22 protein-coding genes are annotated in these 23,930 nt (G+C 72.4%); 5 read left to right on the top strand and 17 right to left on the bottom strand.

From position 1 onward, the window contains the following. Positions 1-90: 90 nt before the first annotated feature. The 3 genes from recQ to ACWEVS_RS34180 form a co-directional block, all read right to left on the bottom strand. Positions 91-1,923: a DNA helicase RecQ gene (gene recQ, locus ACWEVS_RS34190; RefSeq protein WP_452554820.1), complete on the bottom strand. Its 1,833-nt coding sequence runs from the start codon at positions 1,921-1,923 to the stop codon at positions 91-93. A 146-nt stretch (positions 1,924-2,069) separates the two neighbouring features. Beyond that, on the bottom strand, positions 2,070-2,519 hold the full coding sequence (locus ACWEVS_RS34185; protein WP_452554818.1) for an N-acetyltransferase family protein: 450 nt from the start codon (positions 2,517-2,519) through the stop codon (positions 2,070-2,072). Further along, positions 2,516-3,355 carry a class I SAM-dependent methyltransferase gene (locus ACWEVS_RS34180; RefSeq protein WP_452554816.1) on the bottom strand — a complete coding sequence of 280 codons (840 nt, stop codon included), beginning with the start codon at positions 3,353-3,355 and terminating at the stop codon, positions 2,516-2,518. Before ACWEVS_RS34180 ends, ACWEVS_RS34185 begins: the two co-directional genes overlap by 4 nt. A gap of 56 nt (positions 3,356-3,411) precedes the next feature. On the opposite strand from ACWEVS_RS34180, the gene ACWEVS_RS34175 reads away from it, so the two are divergent. Continuing rightward, positions 3,412-3,963, top strand: a complete 552-nt coding sequence (locus ACWEVS_RS34175; RefSeq protein ID WP_452554814.1) for a DUF4291 domain-containing protein — start codon at positions 3,412-3,414, stop codon at positions 3,961-3,963. Here ACWEVS_RS34175 and ACWEVS_RS34170 read toward each other — a convergent pair. Continuing rightward, entirely contained in the window at positions 3,941-5,095 is a 1,155-nt protein-coding gene (locus ACWEVS_RS34170) for an acyl-CoA dehydrogenase family protein (protein WP_449925340.1), read from the bottom strand. The two genes, ACWEVS_RS34175 and ACWEVS_RS34170, sit on opposite strands and share 23 nt — an antisense overlap. Positions 5,096-5,486: 391 nt before the next feature. After that, positions 5,487-6,641: a M24 family metallopeptidase gene (locus ACWEVS_RS34165; RefSeq protein ID WP_452417569.1), complete on the bottom strand. Its 1,155-nt coding sequence runs from the start codon at positions 6,639-6,641 to the stop codon at positions 5,487-5,489. Positions 6,642-6,699: 58 nt separating this feature from the next. Here ACWEVS_RS34165 and ACWEVS_RS34160 point away from each other — a divergent pair, with 58 nt between their 5' ends. Continuing rightward, on the top strand, positions 6,700-7,593 hold the full coding sequence (locus tag ACWEVS_RS34160; RefSeq protein WP_354907170.1) for a 5'-3' exonuclease: 894 nt from the start codon (positions 6,700-6,702) through the stop codon (positions 7,591-7,593). A 561-nt stretch (positions 7,594-8,154) separates the two neighbouring features. Here the strand turns inward: ACWEVS_RS34160 and ACWEVS_RS34155 are convergent. Both ACWEVS_RS34155 and ACWEVS_RS34150 read right to left on the bottom strand, forming a co-directional pair. After that, the gene (locus ACWEVS_RS34155; protein WP_449925345.1) at positions 8,155-8,517 is read right to left on the bottom strand and encodes a DUF5335 family protein; all 363 of its coding nucleotides are present in this window, start codon (positions 8,515-8,517) and stop codon (positions 8,155-8,157) included. Between the two features lie 305 nt (positions 8,518-8,822). Next, entirely contained in the window at positions 8,823-9,839 is a 1,017-nt protein-coding gene (locus ACWEVS_RS34150) for a LacI family DNA-binding transcriptional regulator (protein WP_452554812.1), read from the bottom strand. Between the two features lie 117 nt (positions 9,840-9,956). Between ACWEVS_RS34150 and ACWEVS_RS34145 the strand changes: the two genes are divergently transcribed. Then, positions 9,957-11,384: an RNB domain-containing ribonuclease gene (locus ACWEVS_RS34145; RefSeq protein WP_452554810.1), complete on the top strand. Its 1,428-nt coding sequence runs from the start codon at positions 9,957-9,959 to the stop codon at positions 11,382-11,384. Between the two features lie 410 nt (positions 11,385-11,794). On the opposite strand, the gene ACWEVS_RS34140 is transcribed toward ACWEVS_RS34145, so the two are convergent. The 8 genes from ACWEVS_RS34140 to ACWEVS_RS34105 form a co-directional block, all read right to left on the bottom strand. Beyond that, positions 11,795-11,965: a hypothetical protein gene (locus ACWEVS_RS34140; RefSeq protein WP_354906963.1), complete on the bottom strand. Its 171-nt coding sequence runs from the start codon at positions 11,963-11,965 to the stop codon at positions 11,795-11,797. A 596-nt stretch (positions 11,966-12,561) separates the two neighbouring features. Beyond that, the gene (locus ACWEVS_RS34135; RefSeq protein WP_354906964.1) at positions 12,562-15,291 is read right to left on the bottom strand and encodes a DEAD/DEAH box helicase; all 2,730 of its coding nucleotides are present in this window, start codon (positions 15,289-15,291) and stop codon (positions 12,562-12,564) included. A gap of 179 nt (positions 15,292-15,470) precedes the next feature. Continuing rightward, a complete protein-coding gene (locus ACWEVS_RS34130; protein ID WP_452554808.1) occupies positions 15,471-15,725 on the bottom strand; it encodes a hypothetical protein in 255 nt (84 codons plus the stop codon). Between the two features lie 329 nt (positions 15,726-16,054). Continuing rightward, positions 16,055-16,915 carry a diacylglycerol/lipid kinase family protein gene (locus tag ACWEVS_RS34125; protein ID WP_452554806.1) on the bottom strand — a complete coding sequence of 287 codons (861 nt, stop codon included), beginning with the start codon at positions 16,913-16,915 and terminating at the stop codon, positions 16,055-16,057. A gap of 3 nt (positions 16,916-16,918) precedes the next feature. Then, positions 16,919-17,752: a twin-arginine translocase subunit TatC gene (gene tatC / locus ACWEVS_RS34120; protein WP_449925361.1), complete on the bottom strand. Its 834-nt coding sequence runs from the start codon at positions 17,750-17,752 to the stop codon at positions 16,919-16,921. Between the two features lie 30 nt (positions 17,753-17,782). Further along, positions 17,783-18,112: a Sec-independent protein translocase subunit TatA gene (gene tatA, locus ACWEVS_RS34115; RefSeq protein WP_452554804.1), complete on the bottom strand. Its 330-nt coding sequence runs from the start codon at positions 18,110-18,112 to the stop codon at positions 17,783-17,785. Positions 18,113-18,368: 256 nt separating this feature from the next. Beyond that, on the bottom strand, positions 18,369-19,337 hold the full coding sequence (locus ACWEVS_RS34110; protein ID WP_449925365.1) for a helix-turn-helix transcriptional regulator: 969 nt from the start codon (positions 19,335-19,337) through the stop codon (positions 18,369-18,371). After that, entirely contained in the window at positions 19,334-20,281 is a 948-nt protein-coding gene (locus tag ACWEVS_RS34105; protein ID WP_449925368.1) for a helix-turn-helix transcriptional regulator, read from the bottom strand. The genes ACWEVS_RS34110 and ACWEVS_RS34105 overlap by 4 nt, the downstream gene beginning before the upstream one ends. Positions 20,282-20,320: 39 nt before the next feature. Between ACWEVS_RS34105 and ACWEVS_RS34100 the strand changes: the two genes are divergently transcribed. Both ACWEVS_RS34100 and ACWEVS_RS34095 read left to right on the top strand, forming a co-directional pair. Beyond that, a complete protein-coding gene (locus tag ACWEVS_RS34100; RefSeq protein WP_449925371.1) occupies positions 20,321-21,379 on the top strand; it encodes a DUF3866 family protein in 1,059 nt (352 codons plus the stop codon). 58 nt (positions 21,380-21,437) lie between these two features. Next, positions 21,438-22,607 (top strand): monooxygenase, encoded by a 1,170-nt coding sequence (locus tag ACWEVS_RS34095; protein ID WP_452554802.1) that lies wholly within the window; start codon positions 21,438-21,440, stop codon positions 22,605-22,607. Here the strand turns inward: ACWEVS_RS34095 and ACWEVS_RS34090 are convergent. Together ACWEVS_RS34090 and ACWEVS_RS34085 are read right to left on the bottom strand one after the other, a co-directional pair. Continuing rightward, a complete protein-coding gene (locus tag ACWEVS_RS34090) occupies positions 22,544-23,032 on the bottom strand; it encodes a DUF3291 domain-containing protein (protein WP_452554800.1) in 489 nt (162 codons plus the stop codon). The two genes, ACWEVS_RS34095 and ACWEVS_RS34090, sit on opposite strands and share 64 nt — an antisense overlap. A gap of 13 nt (positions 23,033-23,045) precedes the next feature. Then, positions 23,046-23,678 carry a helix-turn-helix transcriptional regulator gene (locus ACWEVS_RS34085; protein ID WP_449925378.1) on the bottom strand — a complete coding sequence of 211 codons (633 nt, stop codon included), beginning with the start codon at positions 23,676-23,678 and terminating at the stop codon, positions 23,046-23,048. Positions 23,679-23,930: the final 252 nt, after the last annotated feature.

The following is a 23,930-nucleotide window of genomic DNA, read 5'->3' as shown; positions in this document are numbered from 1 at the left end:
AGGTCCACCCGCTCCCCGGCAGGCTCGTCTCCAGCGCGAGCCCGTCTCCAGCGCGAGCCTGTCTCCCCCGCGAGCGCGGACGGCGCGGGGTCACTCGTCTCCGGTCAGGACAGCCAGTACCTGCTCGCCGTACTTGGCCAGCTTGCTCTCCCCCACCCCCGAGACCCCCGCCAGCTCCGCCATCGTCCCCGGGCGGCGGGCGGCGATCTCGCGGAGCGTGGCGTCGTGGAAGATGACGTAGGCGGGCACGCCCTGCTCCTTGGCCGTCGCCCCGCGCCAGGCCCGCAGCAGCTCGAACAGCGGCTGCGCCTCGGCGGGCAGCTCGGCCGCGGCGCTCTGGCGGGCCTGCTTGGCCGCGCGGTCGGCCTTCCTGGCCACCGGGTCGTTCCGCAGCATCACCTGCCGCTCGCCGCGCAGGACCGGCGCGGCGGCGTCGGCGAGGACCAGCGTGCCGTAGTCACCCTCGACGGCCAGCATTCCGAGGGCCAGCACCTGCCGCACCACCCCGCGCCACTGCGTCTCGCTCAGCTCGGTGCCGATGCCGAAGACGGACAGGGAGGCGTGGTCGAACTGCAGCACCTTGTCGGTCTTCCTGCCGAGCAGGATGTCGATCAGCTGGCCGGCCCCGAAACGCTGGTTTCGTTCGCGGCGCAGCCGTACCACGGTCGACAGCAGTTTCTGGGCCGCGACCGTGCCGTCCCAGGTCTCGGGCGGGTTCAGGCAGGTGTCGCAGTTGCCGCACGGCGCGCCGTCCTGCCCGAAGTAGGCCAGCAGGCGCACCCTGCGGCACTCGGCCGTCTCGCACAGGGCCAGCATGGCGTCGAGGTGCGCCGACTGCCGCCGCCGGTGGGCGTCGTCGCCCTCCGAGGTGTCGATCATGCGGCGTTGCTGCACGACGTCCTGCAGGCCGTAGGCCAGCCAGGCCGTGGCGGGCTGCCCGTCACGTCCGGCCCTGCCGGTCTCCTGGTAGTAGCCCTCCACGGACTTGGGCAGGTCGAGATGGGCGACGAAGCGCACGTCGGGCTTGTCGATGCCCATGCCGAAGGCGATGGTCGCCACCATGATCATGCCGTCTTCCCTGAGGAAGCGCGCCTGGTGCGCGGCGCGCGTGCGGGCGTCCAGCCCCGCGTGGTACGGCAGCGCGCTCACGCCGTTCTCCTGCAGGAACGCGGCGATCTTCTCGACCGAGGCGCGCGAGAGGCAGTAGACGATGCCTGACTCGCCCTCGTGCTCGGCCCGGATCAGCTTCAGCAACTGCCGTTTCGGCTCGTTCTTCGGCTCGATCCGGTACTGGATGTTGGGGCGGTCGAAGCTGGCCACGAAGTGGCGCGCCCGCTCCAGGCCCAGCCTGGCGGTGATCTCCTTGTGCGTCTCGGGGGTGGCGGTCGCGGTCAGCGCGATGCGCGGCACGTCAGGCCAGCGCTCGTGCAGCGTGGACAGGGTGAGGTAGTCGGGCCTGAAGTCGTGACCCCACTGCGCCACGCAGTGGGCCTCGTCGATGGCGAACAGCGAGACCGACCCCCTGGCCAGCAGCCGCAGCGTCTGCTCGGAGCGCAACCGCTCGGGCGCGAGGTAGAGCAGGTCGAGCTCGCCCGCCACGAACGCCGCCTCGACCGCGGCCCGCTCGTCCGGCTCCTGGGTGGAGTTGAGAAAGCCCGCCCTGACGCCCGCCGTGGTGAGCGCGTCGACCTGGTCCTGCATGAGCGCGATCAGCGGGGAGACGACCACGCCGGTGCCCTGCCGTACCAGCGCGGGGATCTGGTAGCACAGCGATTTGCCGCCGCCTGTCGGCATCAGGACCAGCGCGTCGCCGCCCGCGACGACGTGGTCGATGATCTCCTGCTGCCCCTCCCGGAAGGAGTCGTAGCCGAAGACGCGCCGCAGCACGTCGGTTGCCTGGGGACCGTGCTCGGGGGAAGTCACCGAGCCACTCTAGGAGAGGTCGCCGACGAAAACGTCCGCCGGAGGAAGGGGCGCCACACCTGGCGCTCCAAGCGGATCCGGAGCACGGCCGCACCCGCTCGCACCGCCGGGCCCCGCCTGCGCGCGGTCACCATGCATGGTCCGTGTCAGAGCGCGCGCTCGAACACCACCAGGTCGATGCCGGGGCCGTCATAGCTGGCGACGGGCCCGGCGGCGGTGAAACCCATGCGCCGGTGGAAGGCGATGGACGCGGCGTTGCCCGGGGAGGTGACCGCCTTCACCCTCCTCCGGCCGTCCGCGCGGGCCAGCGCGAAGAACCGGTCGTAGAGGGTACGGCCGAGCCCGGCGGCCCTGGCCTCCGGCGAGACCCCCACGAAGTGGATGTAGGCCTCCTCCTGCTGGGCCGACGACAGGAAGCCGATCAGGAATCCGGCCAGCTCACCGCCGGGACGCTCGGCCACGAGGCTGGTGCGGTGGAAGTGGTCGAGGAACAACCGGGGCAGCAGCGGCAGGACCTGCCGCCCCCACCAGTCGTCGACCACGGCGGCGATCCGCCCGTAGTCTCCTGGCACGGCCGGACGCAGCTCGACGGTCATCCCGCACTCCCTTCGAAACGGAAGCGCAGGATCCGCCCGACATCCCGCAGCCGGGGGATGCGCGCCAGCACCCACAGCGGCAGCCTGCCCGACAGCAGCGGCAGCCGCTCCAGCCCCGGCATGTCCACACTGCGCACCGCCTCCACGCAGACCAGCCCGTCGTGCCAGCTCTCGATGACGCGGGGGTCGTCCACCCCCCAGTACATGCGCGCCCCGGTCCTCCGTACGGCGGGCACCAGCTTCTGCATCCTGATCCCCATCGTGCCGTAGACGTCGAACAGCAGTTCGCCCGACGGGAAGCGCCCGGTGATCCGCTCGATGAGCCGCCTGCCGTCCTCCTCCCGCAGGTACATCGCCAGCCCCTCGAACACCGCGACGGCGGGCCGGTCGGCGGGCACCCGCTCCAGCCACTCCTGCTCCGTCACCGACGCCGCGAGCTGCGTGTAGTCGCCGCCGGGCGGCGGCAGCAGGCGTTCGCGCAGCTCGATCACCTCGGGAAGGTCGACGTCGAACCACCTGACCGTGGCCGGCCTGGCGACGCGGTGGGCCCTGGTGTCGAGCCCGCACGCCAGGTGCAGGACCGTCGCCTCTTCGTGGTCGGCCAGGAACGCGGCCAGCCAGTCGTCGAGCAGCTTGGCGCGCAGCGCGACGCCCGTCGCGGTCACGGCGTTGATGCCGGTCCTGCGGAAGTCGTAGTCGATGCGGCGCACGGCGGCGACGGCATGCTCGTCACCCAGGACGGGATCGCGCGAACGGGCGTCGAGGGCCCGGCTGTACAGCGTGGCGAGCAAGGTCTCCGGGGTCCCGGTGAGCGTGATCTTCGCGCGCTGCTCCATGCTTGGGACGGTAATCCCGTTGCCGGGAAATGTGCGGGTTCGACATGCTGATCGCCATGAAAGCCCCCTACCGGCAAATACGTGCCGTTTACACAGAGGAGTCGATCACCGTCTACCAGGCCTACGACCCGCCCGTCGCCGTTCCCGCGGTGGCCGCGCAGCGGTTCGTCGCGCCGTTCAAACGCGGACGGATGACCTGGATCAAGCCGTCGTTCCTGTGGATGCTGTACCGCAGCGGCTACGCCACCAAGGACGGCCAGCGCCACGTCCTGGCGATCGAGCTCACCCGCGAGGGGTTCGAGTGGGCGCTGGCGCATTCCTGCCTGTCCGACCGGAGGGACATGCCGGTCCGGATCCAGTGGGACCCCGAGCGCGACCCGCGCCACAATGCGCTGCCGTACCGGTCGATCCAGATCGGCCTGTCGGGCGAGGCGGTCGACCGCTACGTCGGCGAGTGGACGCTGTCGATCACCGACCTGACCGAGCGGGTCCGCGGCCTGCACGCCGAGGTGCGCGCAGGCCGCGAGGTGAGCGGGCTGCTGCCGGCCGAGCGGCCCTACCCGGTGCCCCCGGAGCTGGCGCGGATCATCGGCGCGACTCAGGACTGAGGGAGCGGCTGATGACCAGGCGCTGGATCTGGTTGGTGCCCTCCACGATCTGCAGGACCTTCGCCTCGCGCATGTAGCGCTCGACGGGGAAGTCCTCGACGTAGCCGTAGCCGCCGAACACCTGCACCGCGTCCGTGGTGACCTTCATGCACACGTCGGTGGCGAACAGCTTGGCCATCGCCGCCTTCGTCCCGTACGGCCGGCCCGCGTCACGCAGCCGCGCGGCCTCCAGGTAGAGCGCGCGGGCCGCGGCGATCTGCGTGGCCATGTCGGCCAGCATGAAGCCGACGCCCTGGAAGTCGATGATCCGCGAGCCGAACTGGCGCCGCTCCCCCGCGTAGGCGGTGGCGGCGTCGAAGGCGGCCTGGGCCAGCCCGACCGCGCACGCCGCGATGCCGAGCCGTCCGCCGTCGAGGGCGCCCATGGCGATGCGGAAGCCCTCGCCCTCCGCGCCGACCAGCGCGGACGGCGGCAGCTGCACGCCGTCGAACCGAACCTGCGCGGTCGGCGAGGAACGCATGCCCATCTTGTGCTCGGGCGGGCCGTAGGACAGCCCCTCCAGCCCGGACGGCACGCGCAGGCACGAGATGCCGCGGGCCCCCGGGTCGCCGGTGCGGGCCATGAGCATGTAGAAGTCGGCGACGCCGCCATGGGTGATCCACGCCTTGACGCCGTCGACGGTGTAGCCGTCGGGGCCCGGCACCGCGCGGGTGGTCAGCGCGGCGGCGTCGGAGCCCGAGGCGGGCTCCGACAGGCAGTAGGCGCCGAGCAGCTCGCCGCCGACCATGTCGGGCAGCAGCTCCTCGCGCTGCTCCGGCGTGCCGAAGGAGGCCACGGGGAAGCACGACAGCGTGTGCACCGACACACCGAGGCCGACGGCCAGCCATCCGGCCGCCAGCTCCTCGACCACCTGCAGGTAGACCTCGTACGGCTGCTCGCCGCCGCCGTACTCGGCCGGGTAGGGCAGGCCGAGCAGCCCCGTCGCGCCAAGGGTGGTGAACACCTCGCGCGGGAAACGCCCTGCCGACTCGTCGGCCGCCGCGCGGGGCGCGATCTCCTTGGCGATCAGGTCTCGGGTCAGGTCGATCAGGTCGTGCGCCTCGGGGGTGGGCAGGGCACGCTCAACGGTCATCGCGACACGCTCCAGTGATGGGCTCGGGGTCTCCGATCCCCCGATTCTGTCATCGCCACCGGCCCCGGCCGCCGCACGGGCCCGACCGCCCGCAGGCCCGACCGCCCGCAGGCCCGGCCCAACGCCGCAGCACCGGTCATGACACCGCACGAGCGGTCAGGACACCGAGCGGACCGGACACCGAGCGGACCGGACACCACACGGCCGGGCCGGGCGCCGTACAGACGGGCGGGCGCCGCGCAGGCGGGCCGTCGCCACACAGCCGGACACCATGCAGACGGGCGGGCGCCGCGCGGGCGGACCGGGCGCCGCGCGGGCGGACCGGACACGGGTTGACGCCGCGCGGGCGGACCGGACGCCGCGCGGCGACCGAGCCCGCCCCGGGGCGCCGCTAGACGATCACCAGCTCGCGCGTGGTGTTGTTGAGCCGCGCGCCGCCGTCCTCCGTGCACACGACGATGTCCTCGATCCGCGCGCCGTGCCGCCCCTGCAGGTAGATGCCCGGCTCGACGGAGAAGGCGAACCCCGGCTCCATCGGCTCGGTGTTGCCCGAGACGATGTACGGCTCCTCGTGCGTCTCGATGCCGATGCCGTGCCCGGTCCGGTGGATGAAGTACTCGCCGTAACCGGCCTCGGCGATCACCGACCTGGCCGCCGCGTCGATCGACTCGCAGGTGACGCCGGGCCGTACCGCCGCGCAGGCCGCCTCCTGCGCCTGGCGCAGCACCTCGTAGTAGGCGGCGAAGTCGGCGGGCGGCTCGCCCACGCAGTAGGTGCGGGTGGAGTCGGAGCAGTAGCCGTTGTGCAACTGGCCGCCGATGTCGACCACCACCGGCTCGCCCGCCTGGATGACCCGGTCGGAGACGTCGTGGTGCGGGCTGGCGCCGTTGGGTCCGGAGGCGACGATGACGAAGTCGACGCTGGAGTGGCCCGCGGCCAGGATCGCGTCGTGGATGTCCTTGGCGACCTCGCGTTCGGTACGGCCCGCCTTGAGGAACTGCGGCACCTGCCGGTGGACGGCGTCGATCGCCTCCCCCGCCTCCCGCAGCGCCGCGACCTCGGCCGCCGACTTGCGCATCCGCAGCTCGCGCAGCACGGTGCCGGCCAGCACCTGCTCGGCGGACGGCATGGCGGCGCGGAAACGCAGCGAGGCCATCGCCCACATACGGTCGGCCAGCCCCACCTTGGCGACCTGGCCGAGGCGCGCGGCGACGACGGCATAAGGGTCGTCGGTCTCGTCCCACGCAACGAAGTCGAGCCCGAGCCGCGAGGCGGGCGAGGCCTGCGCCGCGGGCAGCTCCAGGCGCGGCACCATCATGAACGGCTCGCCGCTCGCGGGCACCACCAGGCAGGTCAGCCGTTCCAGCGGCAGCGCCTCGTATCCGCTCACGTACCGCAGGTCAGGGCCGGGCGTGAGCAGCAGAGCGCCGAGGCCCGCCTTGGCGGTGGCCTCCTGGGCGGCGGCGAGGCGGGACACGGGATAAAGGTCTTGGGACGTCACAGGGGCCAATCTACTCTCGTCGCATTCCGCCGGAAGCGCCCACATCGCGCCCCCGCCACCCGCCCGCGAGGCCGCGGAGAGTGCGACCATAGGACCCGTGCTGATGCTTCTCGACACCCCGTCGCTCTACTTCAGGGCCTTCTACGGCATCCCGGAGTCGATGACGGCGCCCGACGGCATGCCCGTCAACGCCGTGCGCGGACTCATCGACATGATCGCCACGCTGGTCCGCACGCACGCGCCCACCGAACTGGCCGCCACCATGGACGCCGACTGGCGGCCCGCCTTCAGGGTGGCGGCCATCCCCTCCTACAAGGCGCACCGGGTCGCCTCCGGCGACGCCGAGGAGGTGCCCGACACGCTGGTGCCGCAGATCCCCGTCATCGAGCAGGTGCTCGACGCGGTCGGCATCGCCAGGCTCGAGTCGGCGGGCTTCGAGGCCGACGACGTCATCGGCACCCTCACCCATCAGGCGGGCGGCGCGGTCGACATCGTGACGGGCGACCGCGACCTGTTCCAGCTCGTCGACGACTCCCGCCCGGTGCGCGTCCTCTACACCGCCAGGGGCGTGCGCAACCTGCAGGTGGTGGACGAGGCGTTCGTCGCCGCCAAGTACGGCATCCCCGGCCGCGGCTACGCCGACTTCGCCACGCTGCGCGGCGACCCCAGCGACGGCCTGCCGGGTGTCGCCGGGGTCGGCGAGAAGACCGCCGCCTCGCTCATCACCCGGTTCGGCTCGCTGGAGGCGATGCTGGCCGCCCTCGACGCCGGCCAGACCGACGGGTTCCCCGCCGGCTGCCGCACCAAGCTGGCCGCCGCCCGCGACTACCTCGGCGTCGCCCCCACCGTGGTCGAGGTCGCCCACACCGCGCCGCTGCCCGAGACCGACCTCGCGCTACCCGCCAAGCCGCGTGACCCCGAGGCGCTGGTACGGCTGGCCGACCGCTACGGCCTCGACTCGCCCCTGAACCGCCTCCTGGACGCCCTGTCCCGCTGACCCACCTCGACACCGGAAGAAGCCGCCGGGCCCGTCCGGGCGAACAGGGCTACTGTCGGTGCCCGGCGTTTCGGGGAAGGCCGCAGGGCCACGCGCACGTGAACGGTGCGGCCATGGCAGCGGATCCGGCGCCCCGCCGCGGGAACGTGCGAGCGCTGGCCAGGCGCGCCGCCTGCCGTACCGAAGGGCGCGCCACGCGGGACAGGGCGGGCCGCTCGCCATGCCCGGAAGGCGGGCACGCCGCCTGCCGTACCAGGGACTCGCGACCGGCCGCTCACCATGCCGGGGCCGGGCGAACCACCTGCCGCGCCAGCACCGGGCAGACCGCTTGCCATACCCAGAGCCAGGCAGACCGCTTGCCGTACCCGGGCCGGGCGCGCGCTTGCCGTACCCACCAGGCATGGCCGCGGGTCGCGCCCTCGGGATGCGGGGCCGCGGCCACCCCGGCATCGGCCGGAGGGCGGCCCGCCGTCCGGAGGCGTCGTGCCGGCCTCAGGAAGGGGCTTCGCAGCGGGACCCGATCGGGGACGGGGATCGCGCCGGCCAAGGTCATGAGGCCGACTAGCTGTGCCCGGCTGACCGGTGGAGGGTGATGATCGTCTGGGTGCCCTCCGCGTCCACGATGTCGAAGGCCCGGGGCGTGTCCGGTCCCAGGGTCGCGGCGAGGATCTTCCGGGGCCGCTTGATGCCGTGCCGGAGGACCACCGGGTTCCGTCCGTCGCGTCCGCCCACCCCGACGGAGAAGATGTCGTCCTTGTCGTCGTACTCCAGGTAGGCGAGCGGCAGCCGCTCGGCCTGCAGGAGGTCGCCGAACGATTCGCTCAGCACCTCGATGGTCACGTCCGAGCCTTCGTACTGCCTGGTCAGGTTGTCCATGAAGGAGTGCCATTCGTCGCGCGGCACCTCGGGTCGCTGCTGGGTCATTTGACGGCTCCCTTCCGACGGGGTTCCGCGATCGCCTCCCATGCTGGCCGGACCCCCGCCCGCGCACATCACCCGATCGGGTAGGGAATCTCGATCGACATCCCGCCGGCCCGCTCCCGTGAGCGCGGCGGCCACCGGTCGGTCAGCTTCGACAAGGTCAACGGCACGATCTGCCTCCGGAACCGGCGCATGCCGCGCGGCCTGGGGGCCCTGGCGTGATGCGATCACCGGCCTCCGCTCGGGAGCACGTCGCCCGGCACCGACGGCCGACCGTTCCTTGTATGACCGGTTGAGGGTAAACCGATTTAGCCACTTCGGGCCGCCGTGCTCTCCCGCACGGTCAGCCGGGGCGTCGGCGTCTTGACGTTCAGCGGGGTGGCAGGATCGGCGATCGTCTCCAGCAGCGTCCGCGCCACCTGCTCACCCAGCGCGAACGTGTCGCGCGAGAGCGCCGTGAGCGCGGGATGCACGATCTGGGCCAGCACCGAGTCGTCGAAGGCCACGATGGAGACCTCCCCAGGCACGGACACGCGCATCTCCGCCGCGACGCCCAGCCCCGCCACCGCCATGACGTCGCTGTCGTAGACGATGGCCGTCGGCCGCTCGCGCCGCGACAGCAGGGCTCTGGTCGCCGCCGCCCCCTGCGCGTCGCTGAAGTCGGTCGGCACGGAGACGACCTCCAGGTCGAGCCGTCGCGCAGCGTCACGCAGCGCCCTGACCCGGCGCTGGGTGTGCCGGAAGGAAGGCAGGCCGGACACGTGGGCGATCCTGGAGTGCCCGAGCGCGGCCAGGTAGTCGGCGATCGACAGCATCGCCTCCCTGTCGTCGGCCCACACGCATGACAGCCCGCCGTGCGGGCCGGGACCGCCGAGCACCACGGCCGGCACCCCCAGTTCGTCGAGCACCTCCAGGCGCGGGTCTCGCACCTGAAGGTCGACCAGGATGAACCCGTCGACGCGTCCCTCGGAGGCCCAACGCCGGTAGACCTCGATCTCGGCCGCGGTGTCCTCCACGACCAGCAGGTGCAGCGCCACCGCGCCCGCCGAGAGCCCCGCCTGCAGGCCCGACAGCAGGTGGGCGAAGAAGGGCTCCACCCCGATGGTCCTGGCGGGTCGCGCGATGACCAGGCCCGCGGCCTCGGCCCGCGCCCCGCCGAGCGCCCTGGCGGCGCTGTGCGGGCGCCAGTTCATCTCCTCGGCCACCCGCAGGATGCGCGCCCTGGTCTCCTCGCTCACGCCGGGCCTGCCGTTGAGCGCGAAGGAGACGGCGCCCTTGGACACCCCGACCCTGCGGGCGATGTCGGCAATCGTCGGTCGCCCCACGGCTCCCCTTCCTCTCGGGCACGGAGTCTAGCCGGAGAAACGTCGTCAAGCTCTGGAACGGTTTAGCCCCAACCGGGCGACGTCCGGCGGATCCCGGCAAAGGGATAAGTTGATCAGGTGAGCACGAACATCCGAGTGTCCGGAGATGTCCACCCACGGCTCGTGGACGGGTTCGAGCGGATCAGGCGCGAGATCCGGCTGCCGGAGGAGTTCCCCCCAGCGGCGCTGGAGGAGGCCGAGCGCGTGGCCGCCGACCCCGCGGCCGCGGCCCGTCAGGACCTCACACACCTGCCGTTCGTCACCATCGACCCGCCGGGCTCCATGGACCTGGACCAGGCCGTCCTCATCGAGGCGCCGGGCCCCGGCTACCGCGTGTGGTACGCCATCGCCGACGTCGGCGCCTTCGTCAGGCCCGGCGGCGCCCTCGACGCCGAGGCCCGCCTGCGCGGCGAGACGGTCTACCTGCCCGACGGCAAGGTGCCGCTGCACCCGCAGATGCTCTCGGAGGGCGCGGCCAGCCTGCTGCCCGGCGTGACCAGGCCCGCCGCCGTGTGGCGGATCGACCTCGACGCCGAGGGCCGCACCGTCGGCGTGGACGTGCAGCGCGCCCTGGTGCGCAGCCGCGAACGGCTCGACTACGACTACGTGCAGGCCGCCGTCGACACCGGCACCGCCGACGGCACGCTGAAGCTGCTGGCCGAGGTCGGCCGCCTGCGGCTGGAGCTGGAACGGGCTCGCGGCGGCGTCACGCTCCCCACACCCGAACAGGAGATCGTCACCGCCGACGGCGGCTACCGCCTGGAGTACCGGGTGCCGCGGCCCTCGGAGGCATGGAACGCGCAGATCTCCCTGCTCACCGGCATGGCCGCGGCCTCGATGATGCTGGACGCGGAGATCGGCGTGCTGCGCGTGCTGCCGCCGCCGCGGCCCGGCGACCTGGCCACGGTCCGCAGGGCCGCCCTCGCGCTCGGCGTGCCGTGGCCCGAGGGCGCCACCTACGGCCAGGTCGTGCACGGCCTCGACCCGAAGGTGCCCGCCCACGCCGCTTTCCTCAACGAGTCGAAGGTGCTGCTGCGCGGCTCCGGCTACGTCGCCTTCGACGGGGAACCGCCCTCGCAGGCCGGGCACGCGGCGGTGGCCGCGCCGTACGCGCACGTCACGGCGCCGCTGCGGCGCCTGGTCGACCGCTACGCGACCGAGGTGTGCCTGGCGATCGCCGCGGGCGAGCCCGTGCCGGACGACATCCAGGCGGCGCTGGGCGGCCTGCCCGAGATCATGTCTGTCACCGGACGCCGGGCCGGCGCGGTCGAGCGGGCCTCGGTCGACCTGGTGGAGGCGTTCGTGCTGCGCGACAGGATCGGGCACAGCTTCGACGCGGTCGTCATCGACGTCGACGAACGCCGCCCCGGCGGGCTGGTGCAGCTGACCGACCCTGCCGTCATCGCCCGCTGCGACGGCACCCCGATGCCGCTCGGCCAGCCGGTACGGGTCCGCCTCACCCAGGCCGACCCCGGCACCCGCGAGGTCCGCTTCACCCTCGCCTGACCCCGCCGCCACGTCACCCGCCTGACCCGGCCCCCTCGCATCCCACCTGACCCCGGGCCGCGTGACCCTCACTGTCCCCGACCCGCGTCACCCTCTGACCCCGGCCCGCGTCGCCCTCGCTCACCCCAGAACTCGCGTGGCCCTCGCTGACCCCACGACCCGCGCCCTCGCTGACTCACATGACCCGCTTCATCCTCGCTGACCCCATGGCTTCATCCTCGCTGACCCCGACCGCGTCCATCCCGCCTGATTCAAGGCCCGCCAGGTCCCGCCCGGCACCGCCAAACCCGCTTCCGCCCAGAGCCCGTCGACGGCCGCACCGCCCCTCCGCGGGGATCCCAGGAACGAGCGAGAGCCGCGCGCGGAGCGGGGGGATCACGCGCGCGGCCCGATCAGGTGCTACCGGTGGCTCACTTCTTGAGTGGGCTCCAGCCCGCGCCGATACCCATGAGGTGCAGGGCGACGCACAGCAGGCCGGCGGTGCCGAGAGTGGCGACGGTGATCACACCGCCGACCGCCACTCCGGCGATCTCGAAGACCAGGGCGAGCACGAACAGCAGGGCAGCGATGAGAGCGAACATCCCAACCTCCAGGCGGGGGAGACCTTCCGACATGGGGATTTCCGCTGTGATCACCCGGAAAACTGGCGCCAAGGTGACCTTAGGTGAACCTACGACCACGTCACCTTGACCGCCCGGTCAGCCGTCCTGCCCGTCCTTCTTCTTCCCTCCGTACGGCACGCCGGGCCGAGGCCACCGGGGTCACCGGTGACCACCCGTCCTTCACGCGTACTCCAGCAGGACTCCGGCGGGCCGCCGTCACGTCAGGCTCGTCGGACGATCGCTTCAGCCCCTGGCCGGCGCCCTCACAGCCCTCTCCCGGACACGCCCTGCGGCTCAGGACGCCACGCCCCTCCCCCACCGCGCGGGTCGTCCATGCTCGTGCCGCCACGGCACACACCCCACGCCCGGTCAGGAGGGCCGGATCCGAGCGGGCGGGTTCGGGCCGGGACACGGTGCCGTCCCAGGCCCACTCAGGCCCGTTCGCCCCGCTCCCGGGCCGGCGATGCGGTCGTCCGTCCAAGCGGCCGGAAAGCCGACGAGTCAAGCGGCCGGAAAGCCGACGAGCCGGGCGGCGGCTGCCTGCCGTACGGGACGGGAGGCAGCCGCGGCCCGGCTCAGGACAGCGACGAATAGGCCACGACGCCGCGGCGCATCGCGTCGATCGCCTTGATCGCGGTCTGCTTGACCTTGCTGCCGGGCGCGGCGGCGTTGCCCAGCTGCCCGAGCAGGTCCATCAGCTGCTTGATCCAGCGCACGAAGTCGCCGGCCGCCAGCTCGTTGCCGTTGACGCCGTCGGCCAGCACCGCGTCGAGGCTGTGGCCCTTGGTCCAGCGGAAGGCCGCCCACGCGAACCCCAGGTCGGGCTCGCGGATGATCGACAGCCCGTTGTCCTGCTCGATGCCCTCCAGCTCGCCCCACAGCCTGATCATCGCCGTCAGCGCGTCCTGTGCCTTGCCCGCGGGGATCTTCGGGCGCCGGGCGTCGTCGGCCGCCCGCGACTCGAACACCAGCGCTGACACGCACGCGGCCAGCTCCGCCGGGTCGAGCTCCTCCCACAGCCCGGACCGCAGGCATTCCGCGGTGAGCAGGTCGAGCTCGGTGTAGAGGCGGCCCAGGCGGCGGCCCTCGCCGGTGACCGTCTCGCCCTCGAGGTAGCCGAGCTGTTCCAGCACCGCGCAGATCCGGTCGAAGGTGCGCGAGATGACGTGCGAGCGGCCCTCGACCCGGCGGCGCAGCCCCTCGGTCTCGCGCAGCAGCTTGTAGTAGCGCTCGGCCCAGCGGGCGTGCTCCTCCCTGTCGGCGCAGCCGTGGCAGGGGTGCTGGCGGATCAGTCGCCGCAGCTCGGTGATCTCCTCGTCCTCGACGGCGTGGTCGCGGGCGCGCGCGGGCTTGCCGAGGTCGCGGTCGCCCATCTTGGCCATCAGTGACGAGACGAGGTTGGCGCGTTCCTTGGGCGCGCGGGCGTTGAAGTTGCGCGGGATGCGGATCTTCTCCACCGGCTCGACCGGCACCGGGAAGTCGGCCGGGTCGAGCTTCTTGACCTGCTTGCCGATCGTGAGCACGAGCGGGTTGGGCCCATGGCCGCGCGGGTTGAGGCCGGGATCGAGGACGATGGCCAGACCGGCCCGGCGCCCGCCGGGCACGCGGATGACGTCGCCCGGCTTCAGCGCCTCCAGCGAGCGCACCGCGGCGGCCCTGCGGGCGGCGCCGCGCTCCTTGGACAGCTCGGTCTCGCGGTCGGACAGGCGGCGGCGCAGCTCGGCGTACTCGGCGAAGTCGCCCAGGTGGCAGTGCATCGCCTCCTGGTAGCCCTCCAGCGCCTCCTCGTGCTTGCGCAGCTGCTTGGCGATCCCGACGACCGCCCGGTCGGCCTGGAACTGCGCGAACGAGGCCTCCAGCAGGGTCTTGGCACGCTCGCGGCCGAACTGGCCGACCAGGTTGACGGCCATGTTGTAGGAGGGCTGGAAGCTGGAGCGCAGCGGGTAGGTGCGGGTGCCGGCCAGGCCGGCGACCGAGATCGGGTCCATGCCGGGCTGCCACACCACGACCGCGTGGCCCTCGACGTCGATGCCGCGCCGCCCCGCGCGGCCGGTTAGCTGGGTGTACTCGCCGGGGGTGAGGTCGGCGTGGGTCTCGCCGTTCCACTTGTCGAGCTTCTCGATCACCACGCTGCGGGCGGGCATGTTGATGCCGAGCGCGAGGGTCTCGGTGGCGAAGACCGCCTTGACCAGGCCGCGGGTGAACAGCTCCTCCACGACCTCCTTGAAGGCCGGCAGCATGCCCGCGTGGTGGGCGGCCAGGCCCCGCTCCAGGCAGTCGCGCCATTCCAGGAAGCCCAGGACCGCCAGGTCCTCGTCGGGCAGGTGGGCGGTGCGCTCGTCGACGATCTGGCGGATCTCGTGGCTCTCGCGCTCGGTGGTGAGCCTGATGCCGGCGTAGAGGCACTGCATGACGGCCGCGTCGCAGCCCGCGCGGGAGAAGATGAACGTGATCGCCGGCAGCAGGCCCTCGGAGTCGAGCTTGTCGATGATCGAGGCCCGGTCGGGCGGGCGGAAGCGCGGCGGCCTGCCGTACCCGCGCCTGCCCCTGCCGCCGGCCAGCCGCTCCTCGTCGCGGGTCAGCCGCATCAGCGTGGGGTTGATCCGCATGAGGTTGTCGCCGTCGTCGGTGGAGAACAGGTCGTAGACCCGGTGACCGACCATCATGTGCTGCCACAGCGGCACCGGGCGGTGCTCGTCGACGATCACGGTGGTGTCGCCGCGCACCTCGCCCAGCCACTGGCCGAACTCCTCGGCGTTGCTGACCGTCGCCGACAGCGCCGCCAGCCTGACCGACTCGGGCAGGTGGATGATGACCTCTTCCCACACCGCGCCGCGGAAGCGGTCGGCCAGGTAGTGGACCTCGTCCATGACCACGAAGCCCAGGCCCGCGAGCGTGGCCGAGCCCGCGTAGAGCATGTTGCGCAGCACCTCGGTGGTCATGACCACGATCGGCGCGTCGCCGTTGACGCTGTTGTCGCCCGTCAGCAGGCCGACCTTGGCGGTGCCGTAGCGCTTGACCAGGTCGTTGTACTTCTGGTTGGACAGCGCCTTGATGGGGGTGGTGTAGAAGCACTTCTGGCCCTGGTCCAGGGCCAGATGGACGGCGAACTCGCCGACGACCGTCTTGCCCGAGCCCGTCGGGGCCGCCACCAGGACGCCGTCTCCCGCCTCCAGCGCCCGGCACGCGTCGAGCTGGAAGGCGTCCAGCTCGAACTCGTAATGCCCCCGAAACGACCTGAGTGCGGCACCGTCGTCCCCGTGCTTTTCACGGAAGGCCGCGTAGCGTTCCGCTGGCGTTGTCATACCGCCAGCCTACCGAAACCGCCATTCCGGTCAGGCCCGGACGTCGAGCCCGGATCTCCCCCAGGATGGCCGGCGCTCTCCTCAGGAGCGGGCGCCGGGTCGGGCATGCCGGTGTCCAGCGCTGAGCCCGGGATCCGTCGCGGCGTTGGACACCCGGGCGAGCGCCTTTGCCGGCGAGATCACAGGCCGATCGTCTTGAGGATCAGCGCCCGCAGCCAGTTCGCCGGCGGCTCGTGCAGCGCCGTACCGGCCCCCGCGACCGCCGCGACCGCCTGGGCGCCGGCCGGCAGTCGGCGCGATGGCGGACCCAGACCATCATCGCGGCCGCCCGTCTGCTGAGCGACGCTCGCGGGCGGCCAAGCCTGCGCGAAGCCGCCCGGGAGATCAATATTCGTCCGGGAGCCGGGAGAGCGGTTTCTTAAGCCCTCGCTCATGAAACGGTCGTGCCGCGTCGCCGGCCGTGACGTCGACGACGGCCAGGTTCTGCGCGAGGACGAGCCGCCGACCGGGTGGGCCGACGTGCGGCGCGAACCCGCCCGTCGTCGAAGCCGCCCAGCCGCCGGTGTTCGAGGGCTGGTCTGGTCGAAGCGTTGATCATGTCGGCGGCGGCCGGTTCGCATCAAGAGGCATCAACCCAGCCAGGCGCCGCCCCGCGCCTGCTACCTGCTACCTGCCTGGTCAGGACACGTTCTACGGTGCCAGCAGGGCTGCTTCCGGCAGTAGCCGGTTGTGCTGCCGGAAGCAGCCAGCCGCGCCCCACTACTCACATCAGGACGCGCAGCGCTCCCGGCGCGACGGCGCAGGTCAGCGGCAGCGAGCCGACACGCTCGCCGTCGGCGTAGGCGACCACGTCGGGCGCCTCCAGCGTGACGCTGCGCGCCCTCAGCATGGTGACGGCCGGATGACCGGCATGGCTGCCGCGGTAGACGCCGGCGAAGGAGCGTACGAACGCGCCCTTGCCCACGGCGCCCAGGATCGTCACGTCGAGCAGGCCGTCGTCGGGTTCGGCCGCCGGGCAGATGCGCATGCCGGCACCGTAGGAGGCGGTGTTGCCCACGGCCACCAGCATCGCCTCCTGCTCGACCACCTCGCCGTCGAGGGTGAGCCGGAACGGGATCGGGCGGAACGAGCGCAGCTCGCCCGCGGCCGCCACCAGGTACTTGGCCCTGCCGGGCGGCCAGCTGAGGGCGTTGGCGCGTTCGTTGACCCTGGAGTCGAAACCGCAGCACACCACGCTGGCGAACCACTCGTCGGGCCCGACGCGGGCGGCGTCGACCGTTCTGGTTCGGCCGCGCAGGATCGCCCTGACGGGGTCGCGGCGGGTGAGGCCGAGCGCTGCGGCGAAGTCGTTGCCGGTCCCGGCCGGGATGATGCCCAGCGGCACGTCGCTGCCGGCCACCGCCTGCACCGCCAGGTGGACCAGGCCGTCGCCGCCGAAGGCGACCAGCGCGTCAGGGCGTTCGGCGACCGCCGTACAGGCGCGTTCCAGGGCGTCGGCGGGGCCGGTGCCGACGATCACGCTCACGTCGGCGCCGCCCGTGCGCAGCCGGCGCACCAGGGGCTCCAGCAGGCGCAGCGTCCTGCCGCCCCGGGCGGCGGGATTCACTAAGAGGGCGAGGTCCACCCGTCAGTCGTCCAGGTTCAGCGGCGCGGCCTCGTCGTCCGACAGCAGCGCGTCCGGGTCCTGCGGCCGGCGCCGTTCCCTCAGGAAGATGAACCCCTCGGCGAGGAAGTAGAGCACCACCATCGGCGCGGCCAGGGCCATCATGGTCAGCGGGTCGCCGCCGGGCGTGATCACGGCGCCGAAGACGAACATGAGGAACACCACCGTACGGCGGTGCTTCTTGACCGTGGCGTGCGACAGCACCCCGATGATGTTGAGGAAGACCAGCAGCAGCGGCAGCTCGAACGACACCCCGAAGATCACCAGCATGATGAGCACGTAGTCGAGGTACTCGTTGATCTGGATGGTGGCGACGGTGTCGCTCGGCATGAAGCCCAGCAGGATGGCCAGGCTGGTGTCCATGATCACGTAGGCGAGCGCGGCACCGCCCAGGAACAGCGGGATCGCCAAGGACAGGAACGCCACGCTGTAGCGCTTCTCGTTGCGGTAGAGCGCGGGAGTGACGAAGGCCCAGATCTGGTAGAGCCAGACGGGCGAGGACACCAGGATGCCCACCATCGCCGCGACCTTCAGCGTGGTGAAGAAGGACTGGAAGATGCCGCCGGTGGTCAGCGTGCAGTGTCCAGGGCGCAGTTGCTGGGCCGCGGCCGTGTCGCAGAACGGTTCCTTGATGAAGGCCCAGACCGGGTCGAACAGGAAGAACCCGATGACCACACCGACGACCAGCGCGAGCATTGCGATGACGAGCCTGTTGCGCAGCTCGCGCAGATGCTCCATGAGAGGCATGCGCCCCTCATCGTCGACGGCGGTCTTGTTGGGCCGTTTGAACAGCACCATTCAGCGGTCCCTGGTGTGGTGGGTGTCGGGTCAGGCGTTCTTGTTGGCGGCGGCCTGCGCGCGCAGCTTGGCGGCCTGCTCCTCGAGCTGGCGGGCCTGCTCCTCAGCCGACAGCGCGGGCGCGGCGGCGGGCAGCTGCTGCGCGGGCTGGGCCGGCGGCTGCGGCTGCGGCTGCGCGGTCGCGGTGGCCTGCGTGGCGGTCTGCTCGTCGTCCTCCTCACGCAGCTTGCTGGTCTCGGCCTTGAAGATGCGCAGCGACTTGCCCACGCCCCGTGCCATCTCCGGCAGCTTCTTGGCCCCGAACAGCAGGACCAGCACCAGGGCAATGATCAGCAGCTCAGGAACTCCGAGGTTCGGCATGAAACATCCTTATTGAGCGAGGTGCAATCTCACCGACGATCGTACGCTGCCGGGAGCCCAGACTCATCCCCTGAGCTCCCGTTCGCCCCATTTCTGGCACCCAATGTTCGCCCTGCGGCCGTGAGCTGGGCATGTGCCCGTCGTATCTCGGCGCTCAGCTCCCGTAAGGCGACCAGCAGGCGGGCACTCACGAACCCGAGTACGGCCAGCCCTGCCGCGCCCGCGGCCACCGCCACGTAGATCCAGCCCGTCCAGGTCATGACGCCTGAGAGTACAGCGACAGCGCCCGATCGGCCTCCTGCTGCACCCTTTCGGCCAGCGCCCGCGGCGAGACGATCCTGCCGGTGTCGCCGAGCCGGAGCGCCAGCTTGAGTGTCCAGTCCTCGTCGCGGGCGCGCAGCGTGACCCGCAACCGGCCCTCTCCCAGCTCCTCGACCCGCTCGCACGGGTAGTACTCGGCCACCCACCGGCCCGCCGCGGTCAGCTCGAGCACGACGAGCTCGTCGGTGGGCGAGGGCCGGAAGACGCCCTGGGTGACGTCGATCGGCTCGGCCCCGGCCGGCGGGTCGGCCGGCACGTCGAGCACCTCGACGCCCAGCATCCGGTCCAGCCTGAACAGCCGCATCGCCTCGGCCCGGTAGCACCAGCCCTCCAGGTAGGTGCGGCCGTCGGCGACCACGAGCCGGGTCGGGTCGACCTCCCGCGGCGTCACCTCGTCACGGCCAGGCACGTAGTAGCGCAGCGACAGCCGCCGCCCGCCGACCAGCGCCTCGCGCACCCTGGCGGCCGCGTCCGGCGCCGACTCCACGTCCACCGCGAACTGGCTGCTGACGGCCGCCGCGCCGGCTCCCGCCGCCTGCTCCAGCTTGGCCGTCACGCGCGACAGCGCGTCGCCGTGGGCGAACTCGACCAGCTCGGGGGTGGCCGCCAGCATCCGCAACGCCACCAGCAGCGCGCTGGCCTCGTCGATGCCCAGGCGCAGCGGCCGGGCGATGGTCTCGGCGTTGTCGATGAGGATCTCGCCGCCGTCCCACGAGACGTCGATCAGATCACCGGGTGTGTGGCCGGGCAGCCCGCACATCCACACCAGCTGCAGGTCGTCGATGAGCTGCTTCTCGCTCAGCCCGAACAGCGCGGCCACCTCGGCCACCTGCGCCCCCTGGTGGGACATCAGGTACGGCACCAGCGCCAGCAGCCTGGGCAGCCGGTCGGCCGTCGAGCTCATGCCAGCACCCCTTTCAGTCGCGCGATCACGGCTTCACGGGCGTCGGGCGGCTCCACCACCAGCACGTCGGCGCCCAGGCTGGCGATCCATCCGGCCAGCCGTTCGGGATCGGCGAAGACCAGCTCCACCGTGTCCCACCCGTCGTCCCCCTCCCGGACGGCGCGGGCGACCTGGCGCAGGCCCTCGCACGCGCCCTGCCGTACCTTGAGGACGGCGGTGCGCTCCTCCATCGCCTCTTCGGGGAAGCCGACCATCGAACGCAGGTCCACCCCCTGGGGCACCTCGACCGTGCCCGGCCTGCCCATCGGGGCCACCGGGCCGCAGATGCGGCTCAGCCTGAACACCCGTGGCGCCTGCCGGTCGCGGTCGAAGCCGGCCACGTACCACTTGCCGCGCCTGCTGATGACCCCCCACGGCTCGATCGTGCGGGTGCGGACCGTCTCGCCGGCCGCCGGCCGGTAGTCGAAGCGGACCACCCGCCGGTCACGCACCGCCTCCCACAGCGAGGGGAAGGACGGGTCGCGCGTCTCGACGCGCAGCTCCAGCGCCTCGCCAGGCCCGGCGTCGGTGGCCACGCCGCCCGCGCGCAGCTTCAGCAGCGCGCCGCTGGCGGCCTCGGCCAGGCTGGCCCGCTGCCACACCCGCGCCGCCAGGCCCAGCACGGCCGCCTCGTCCGGCTCCAGGGTGATGTCCGGCAGCTCGTAGGCCTCGCGCTGGATCCGGTAGCCCGGCTCGTCCTCCCACGGGTCGCGGTGCACCTCGATGGGGATGCCGATCTCGCGCAGCTCGTTCTTGTCGCGTTCGAACATCCGCTGGAAGGCCTCGTCGCCGTCGCGGTCGTAGCCGGGCACGGCGTGGCGGATCTGCTCTGCCGACAACGGCCGGTGCGTCGCGAGCAGGCAGATCACGAGATTGAGCAACCGCTCTGTCTTACGGCGTGACATCTGCCTTTCTCCTCACTCGTTCGACGCTACCCTGCCTCCGTGATCAGATGGCGCAAGGGCGAGGTTGTCGGGATCCGGCGCGAGTGGCCGGGAGCTGTGGAGCTCGAGGTCACCGTTCCCGAGGGGACGTGCAGGGCGCTGGCCTATCCCCCACTGGTGGGACGCCCCGAACCGGGTGACGAGGTGCTGCTCAACACGACCGCCCTCGCGATGGGTCTCGGTACGGGAGGTTACGCCATGGTGGTGGCCGTCCCGAACAGATTGCCGGAAGATCCTGATGGTCCCGGCCATCTGGTGAAGGCCCGCTACACCCCGCTGCAGGCCACCGTGCTCGGCGCCGACGAGCAGGAATCTCCCTTCCACGAGGTGCTTCGCGAGGCCGACTCCCTCGACGGGATGCCGGTCGTCGTGGCCGATCTGCACTCGGCGCTGCCGGCCATCCTGTGCGGGATGTCGCCGCGCCCGCGGGTGGCCTACGTGATGCTGGACGGCGGCGCGCTGCCGGCCTGGTTCTCGATGGCCGCCGCCAGGCTGCGCGAGGTGGGCTGGCTGGCCGGGGTGGTCACCGTCGGCCAGGCCTTCGGCGGCGACGTCGAGGCCGTCACCACCCACACCGGGCTGCTGGCCGCCCGGCACGTCCTGCACGCCGACGTGGCGATCGTCACCCAGGGGCCGGGCAACCTCGGCACCGGCACCCGCTGGGGCTTCTCTGGGGTGTCGGCCGGCGAGGCGGTCAACGCCGCGGCCGTGCTGGGCGGGCGGCCGGTGGCGGCGCTGCGCGTCAGCGAGGGAGACCGGCGCGAGCGGCACCTCGGCGTCTCGCACCATTCGCTGACCGCCTACGGCAGGGTGGCGCTGTCGCCGGCCCAGGTGGTGGTGCCCGAGCTGCCCGGCGAGTTCGGCGAGCGGGTGCGCGACCAGGCCGAGCTGCTGGCCGTACGGCACGAGCTGGTCTCGGTGCCGGTCGACGGGCTGTACGAGGCACTGCTCGCCTCGCCGGTCAGGCTGTCGACGATGGGGCGCGGCCTGGACGAGGACCTGGCCTACTTCCTGGCCTCGGCGGCGGCCGGGCGGCACGCCGTCACCCTTCTGACGTAGCCGCCGGATCATCCCGTGGAGGGAGGACGGCGGGCCGCCGGTCGGCGATCGTGAAGTGATGACGCGAACACGCTTCGTACTCCTCACGATCCTGGCGCTCGTCGCGACGGCCTGCGGCGCGGGCGGCGGTCCGGCCGGCGGCACGACCGGCGGTGCGACCGGAGCGCCGCACGCCGGACAGCACGGCGGCCTGCACGGCACCTCGACGGCCGCGCCCGCCGCCGCGCCCGCCCGGTCCGGCGAGCGGTTCGTCACGCTGGCGATGCCCGAGCCGTACACCCCCAAGCCGCCGAACGGCGGCACCGACGAGTACCGCTGCTTCCTCGTCGACCCGAAAGTGACCGAGCCCGACACCTTCCTGACCGGCACCCGGTTCACCGCGCAGAACGGCGAGGTGGTCCACCACGCGATCCTGTTCAGGGTGGACGCCGGCCAGGTGGCGGCCGTGCGGGCCTACGACGCCAAGCAGGCGGGCCCGGGCTGGGGCTGCTTCGGCGACGCGGGCGTGGGCGACGCCGACTGGATCGGCCACTGGGCGCCCGGCACCAGCGAGGTCCTGCTCGACCCGAAGCTCGGCTACCCGATGGCGGCGGGCAGCGCGCTGATCATGCAGGTCCACTACAGCACGCTGGCCCTGGGCGACCGCCCGGCCGGCAGCGACCGGTCCAGCGTGCGGCTGCGCCTGGCCTCGGGCAAGCTGACGCCGCTGCGCACCCAGCTGTTCATGGCGCCGATCGAGCTGCCCTGCACGCCGCAGGAGAAGGGCGCGCTGTGCGAGCGCGAGGCCGCCATCGCCGACGTGGGCCGCCGCTTCAGCACCGACGCCAAGGAGCTCACCTCGCAGCTGGTCACCTGGTGCTCGGGCGGCAAGCCGGCGCCGGGGCCGACCCAGCACTGCGACATGCCGGTCCAGAAGCCCGCCACCCTGCACGCCCTGGCCGGCCACATGCATCTGCTCGGCCGTTCCATCAAGGTGGAGCTCAATCCCGGCAGGCCTGGCGCCAGGACGCTGCTCGACGTGCCCCGCTACGACTTCGACAACCAGGCGCTGCGACCGCTGGCCGAACCGGTGAAGGTCGGGCCCGGCGACACCATCCGCACCACCTGCACCCATGACGCCTCGCTGCGCGCCCGGCTGCCACTGCTGCGCGACCTGCCGCCGCGCTACGTGGTCTGGGGCGAGGGCACCCAGGACGAGATGTGCCTGGGCATCGCGGTGGCCTCGTAGAAGTCCTTGAACGTGAACGCCTCGGGGTCCGGCCCCTCGGCCCTGAGGCGTCCGAGCCGCTCCATGCCCTCGGTGAGCGTCGGGATCGTGCCCGCGGGGATCCACCACATCACCGAGTACGGCTCGGCCATGCGCAGGAACCACTCCCTGCGGCGCTTGAGCACCGCCATGTGCCGGCTCTTGTAGACGAAGTTCCACAGGGTCTCGCGCGACTCCCACACCGAGAAGTTGATCACCAGGTGGTCGCCGTAGCCGTGCTGGACGGTCAGCGTCGGATCCTCATCGCTCTCCTTGAGCCGCCACACGAAGCCGGGTGCCGCGTCGGACAGCACGTTGATCGGTTCGAGGTTGGCGACGAAGTCGGCGAGCTCGGGCGTGTCGAGGGGCGCGCGCAGGTGCGCGACGTTCAGCTGGGCGAGATGCATGAACCCTACTATGTCAATCCTCATTGGTTTTAGAAAGAGTCACACAGCATTCGCCCGGCCGCGGATCGAGCGCCGCCCTGCCGGAATCCTCGCCGAGCCCCTCCAGCAGCCCCTGGCACAGCGCCAGGTTCATCGAGCACACCAGCAGCGGGTAGTCCTGGGCCAGCGCGTGGAAGGGGCAGTTGCGCTGCCTGACCACGCCGTCCTCGACGTACGGTTCGTAACCGCGCTCCCCCATCGTCTCGACCACGTCGCCCCCGCCCGCCGCGATACGGCGGCCGGCCGCCCGCGCCGCCCGCTCGGCCTGCTCCTCGCCGCCGAGCAGCTCCACCACGTCGGCCAGCACCGAGGCGAGCGAGCCGTAGTCGCGCGGCGGCAGGCTCACCGCCAGCTCGGCCGCCGCCCGCCGGTAGACCTTGGCGGGCCGGCCGCTGCCCGGCCCCTTGCGCTCCTGCGGCCGGAACCCGGCCTCCAGCAGCCCCGCCTCCACCAGCTTGTCCAGGTGGTGGGCGGCCAGCGTCCGCGACACCCCCACCGCCTCGGCCGCCTCGCCGCGCCCCACCTCGCCGCCCCGGGCCGCCACGTAGGCGTACAGGCCGCGGCGGACGGGATCGCTCAACTGGGACAGGGCCTCGAGGTCGCTCACAGCCCGGAGTCTACGAGCCGCCGCACCGGAAGCCGCGCCCGCACCCGGGCCCGAGCCGCGGGCCGAACCTGAGCCCGAAACAGAGCCCGGACCAGGGCCCGAACCCGCGCCCGGCGGCCGGCAGGCGACCAGAACGTCCGGCAGGCGGCCAGGACGTCTAGATGACTGATTCCAAGCCGTACGGCTGAGCGTCAATGGTCGTAGGCGGTGAGGGATCGGGCGGTGGGCCGGCCGGTCTTGTCGTTGTGCCAG

The sequence above is a fragment of the Nonomuraea sp. NPDC003754 genome (assembly GCF_053605785.1).
Note: the sequence above shows the minus strand (reverse complement) of the source record. Positions and strands in the feature narration are given on the sequence as shown.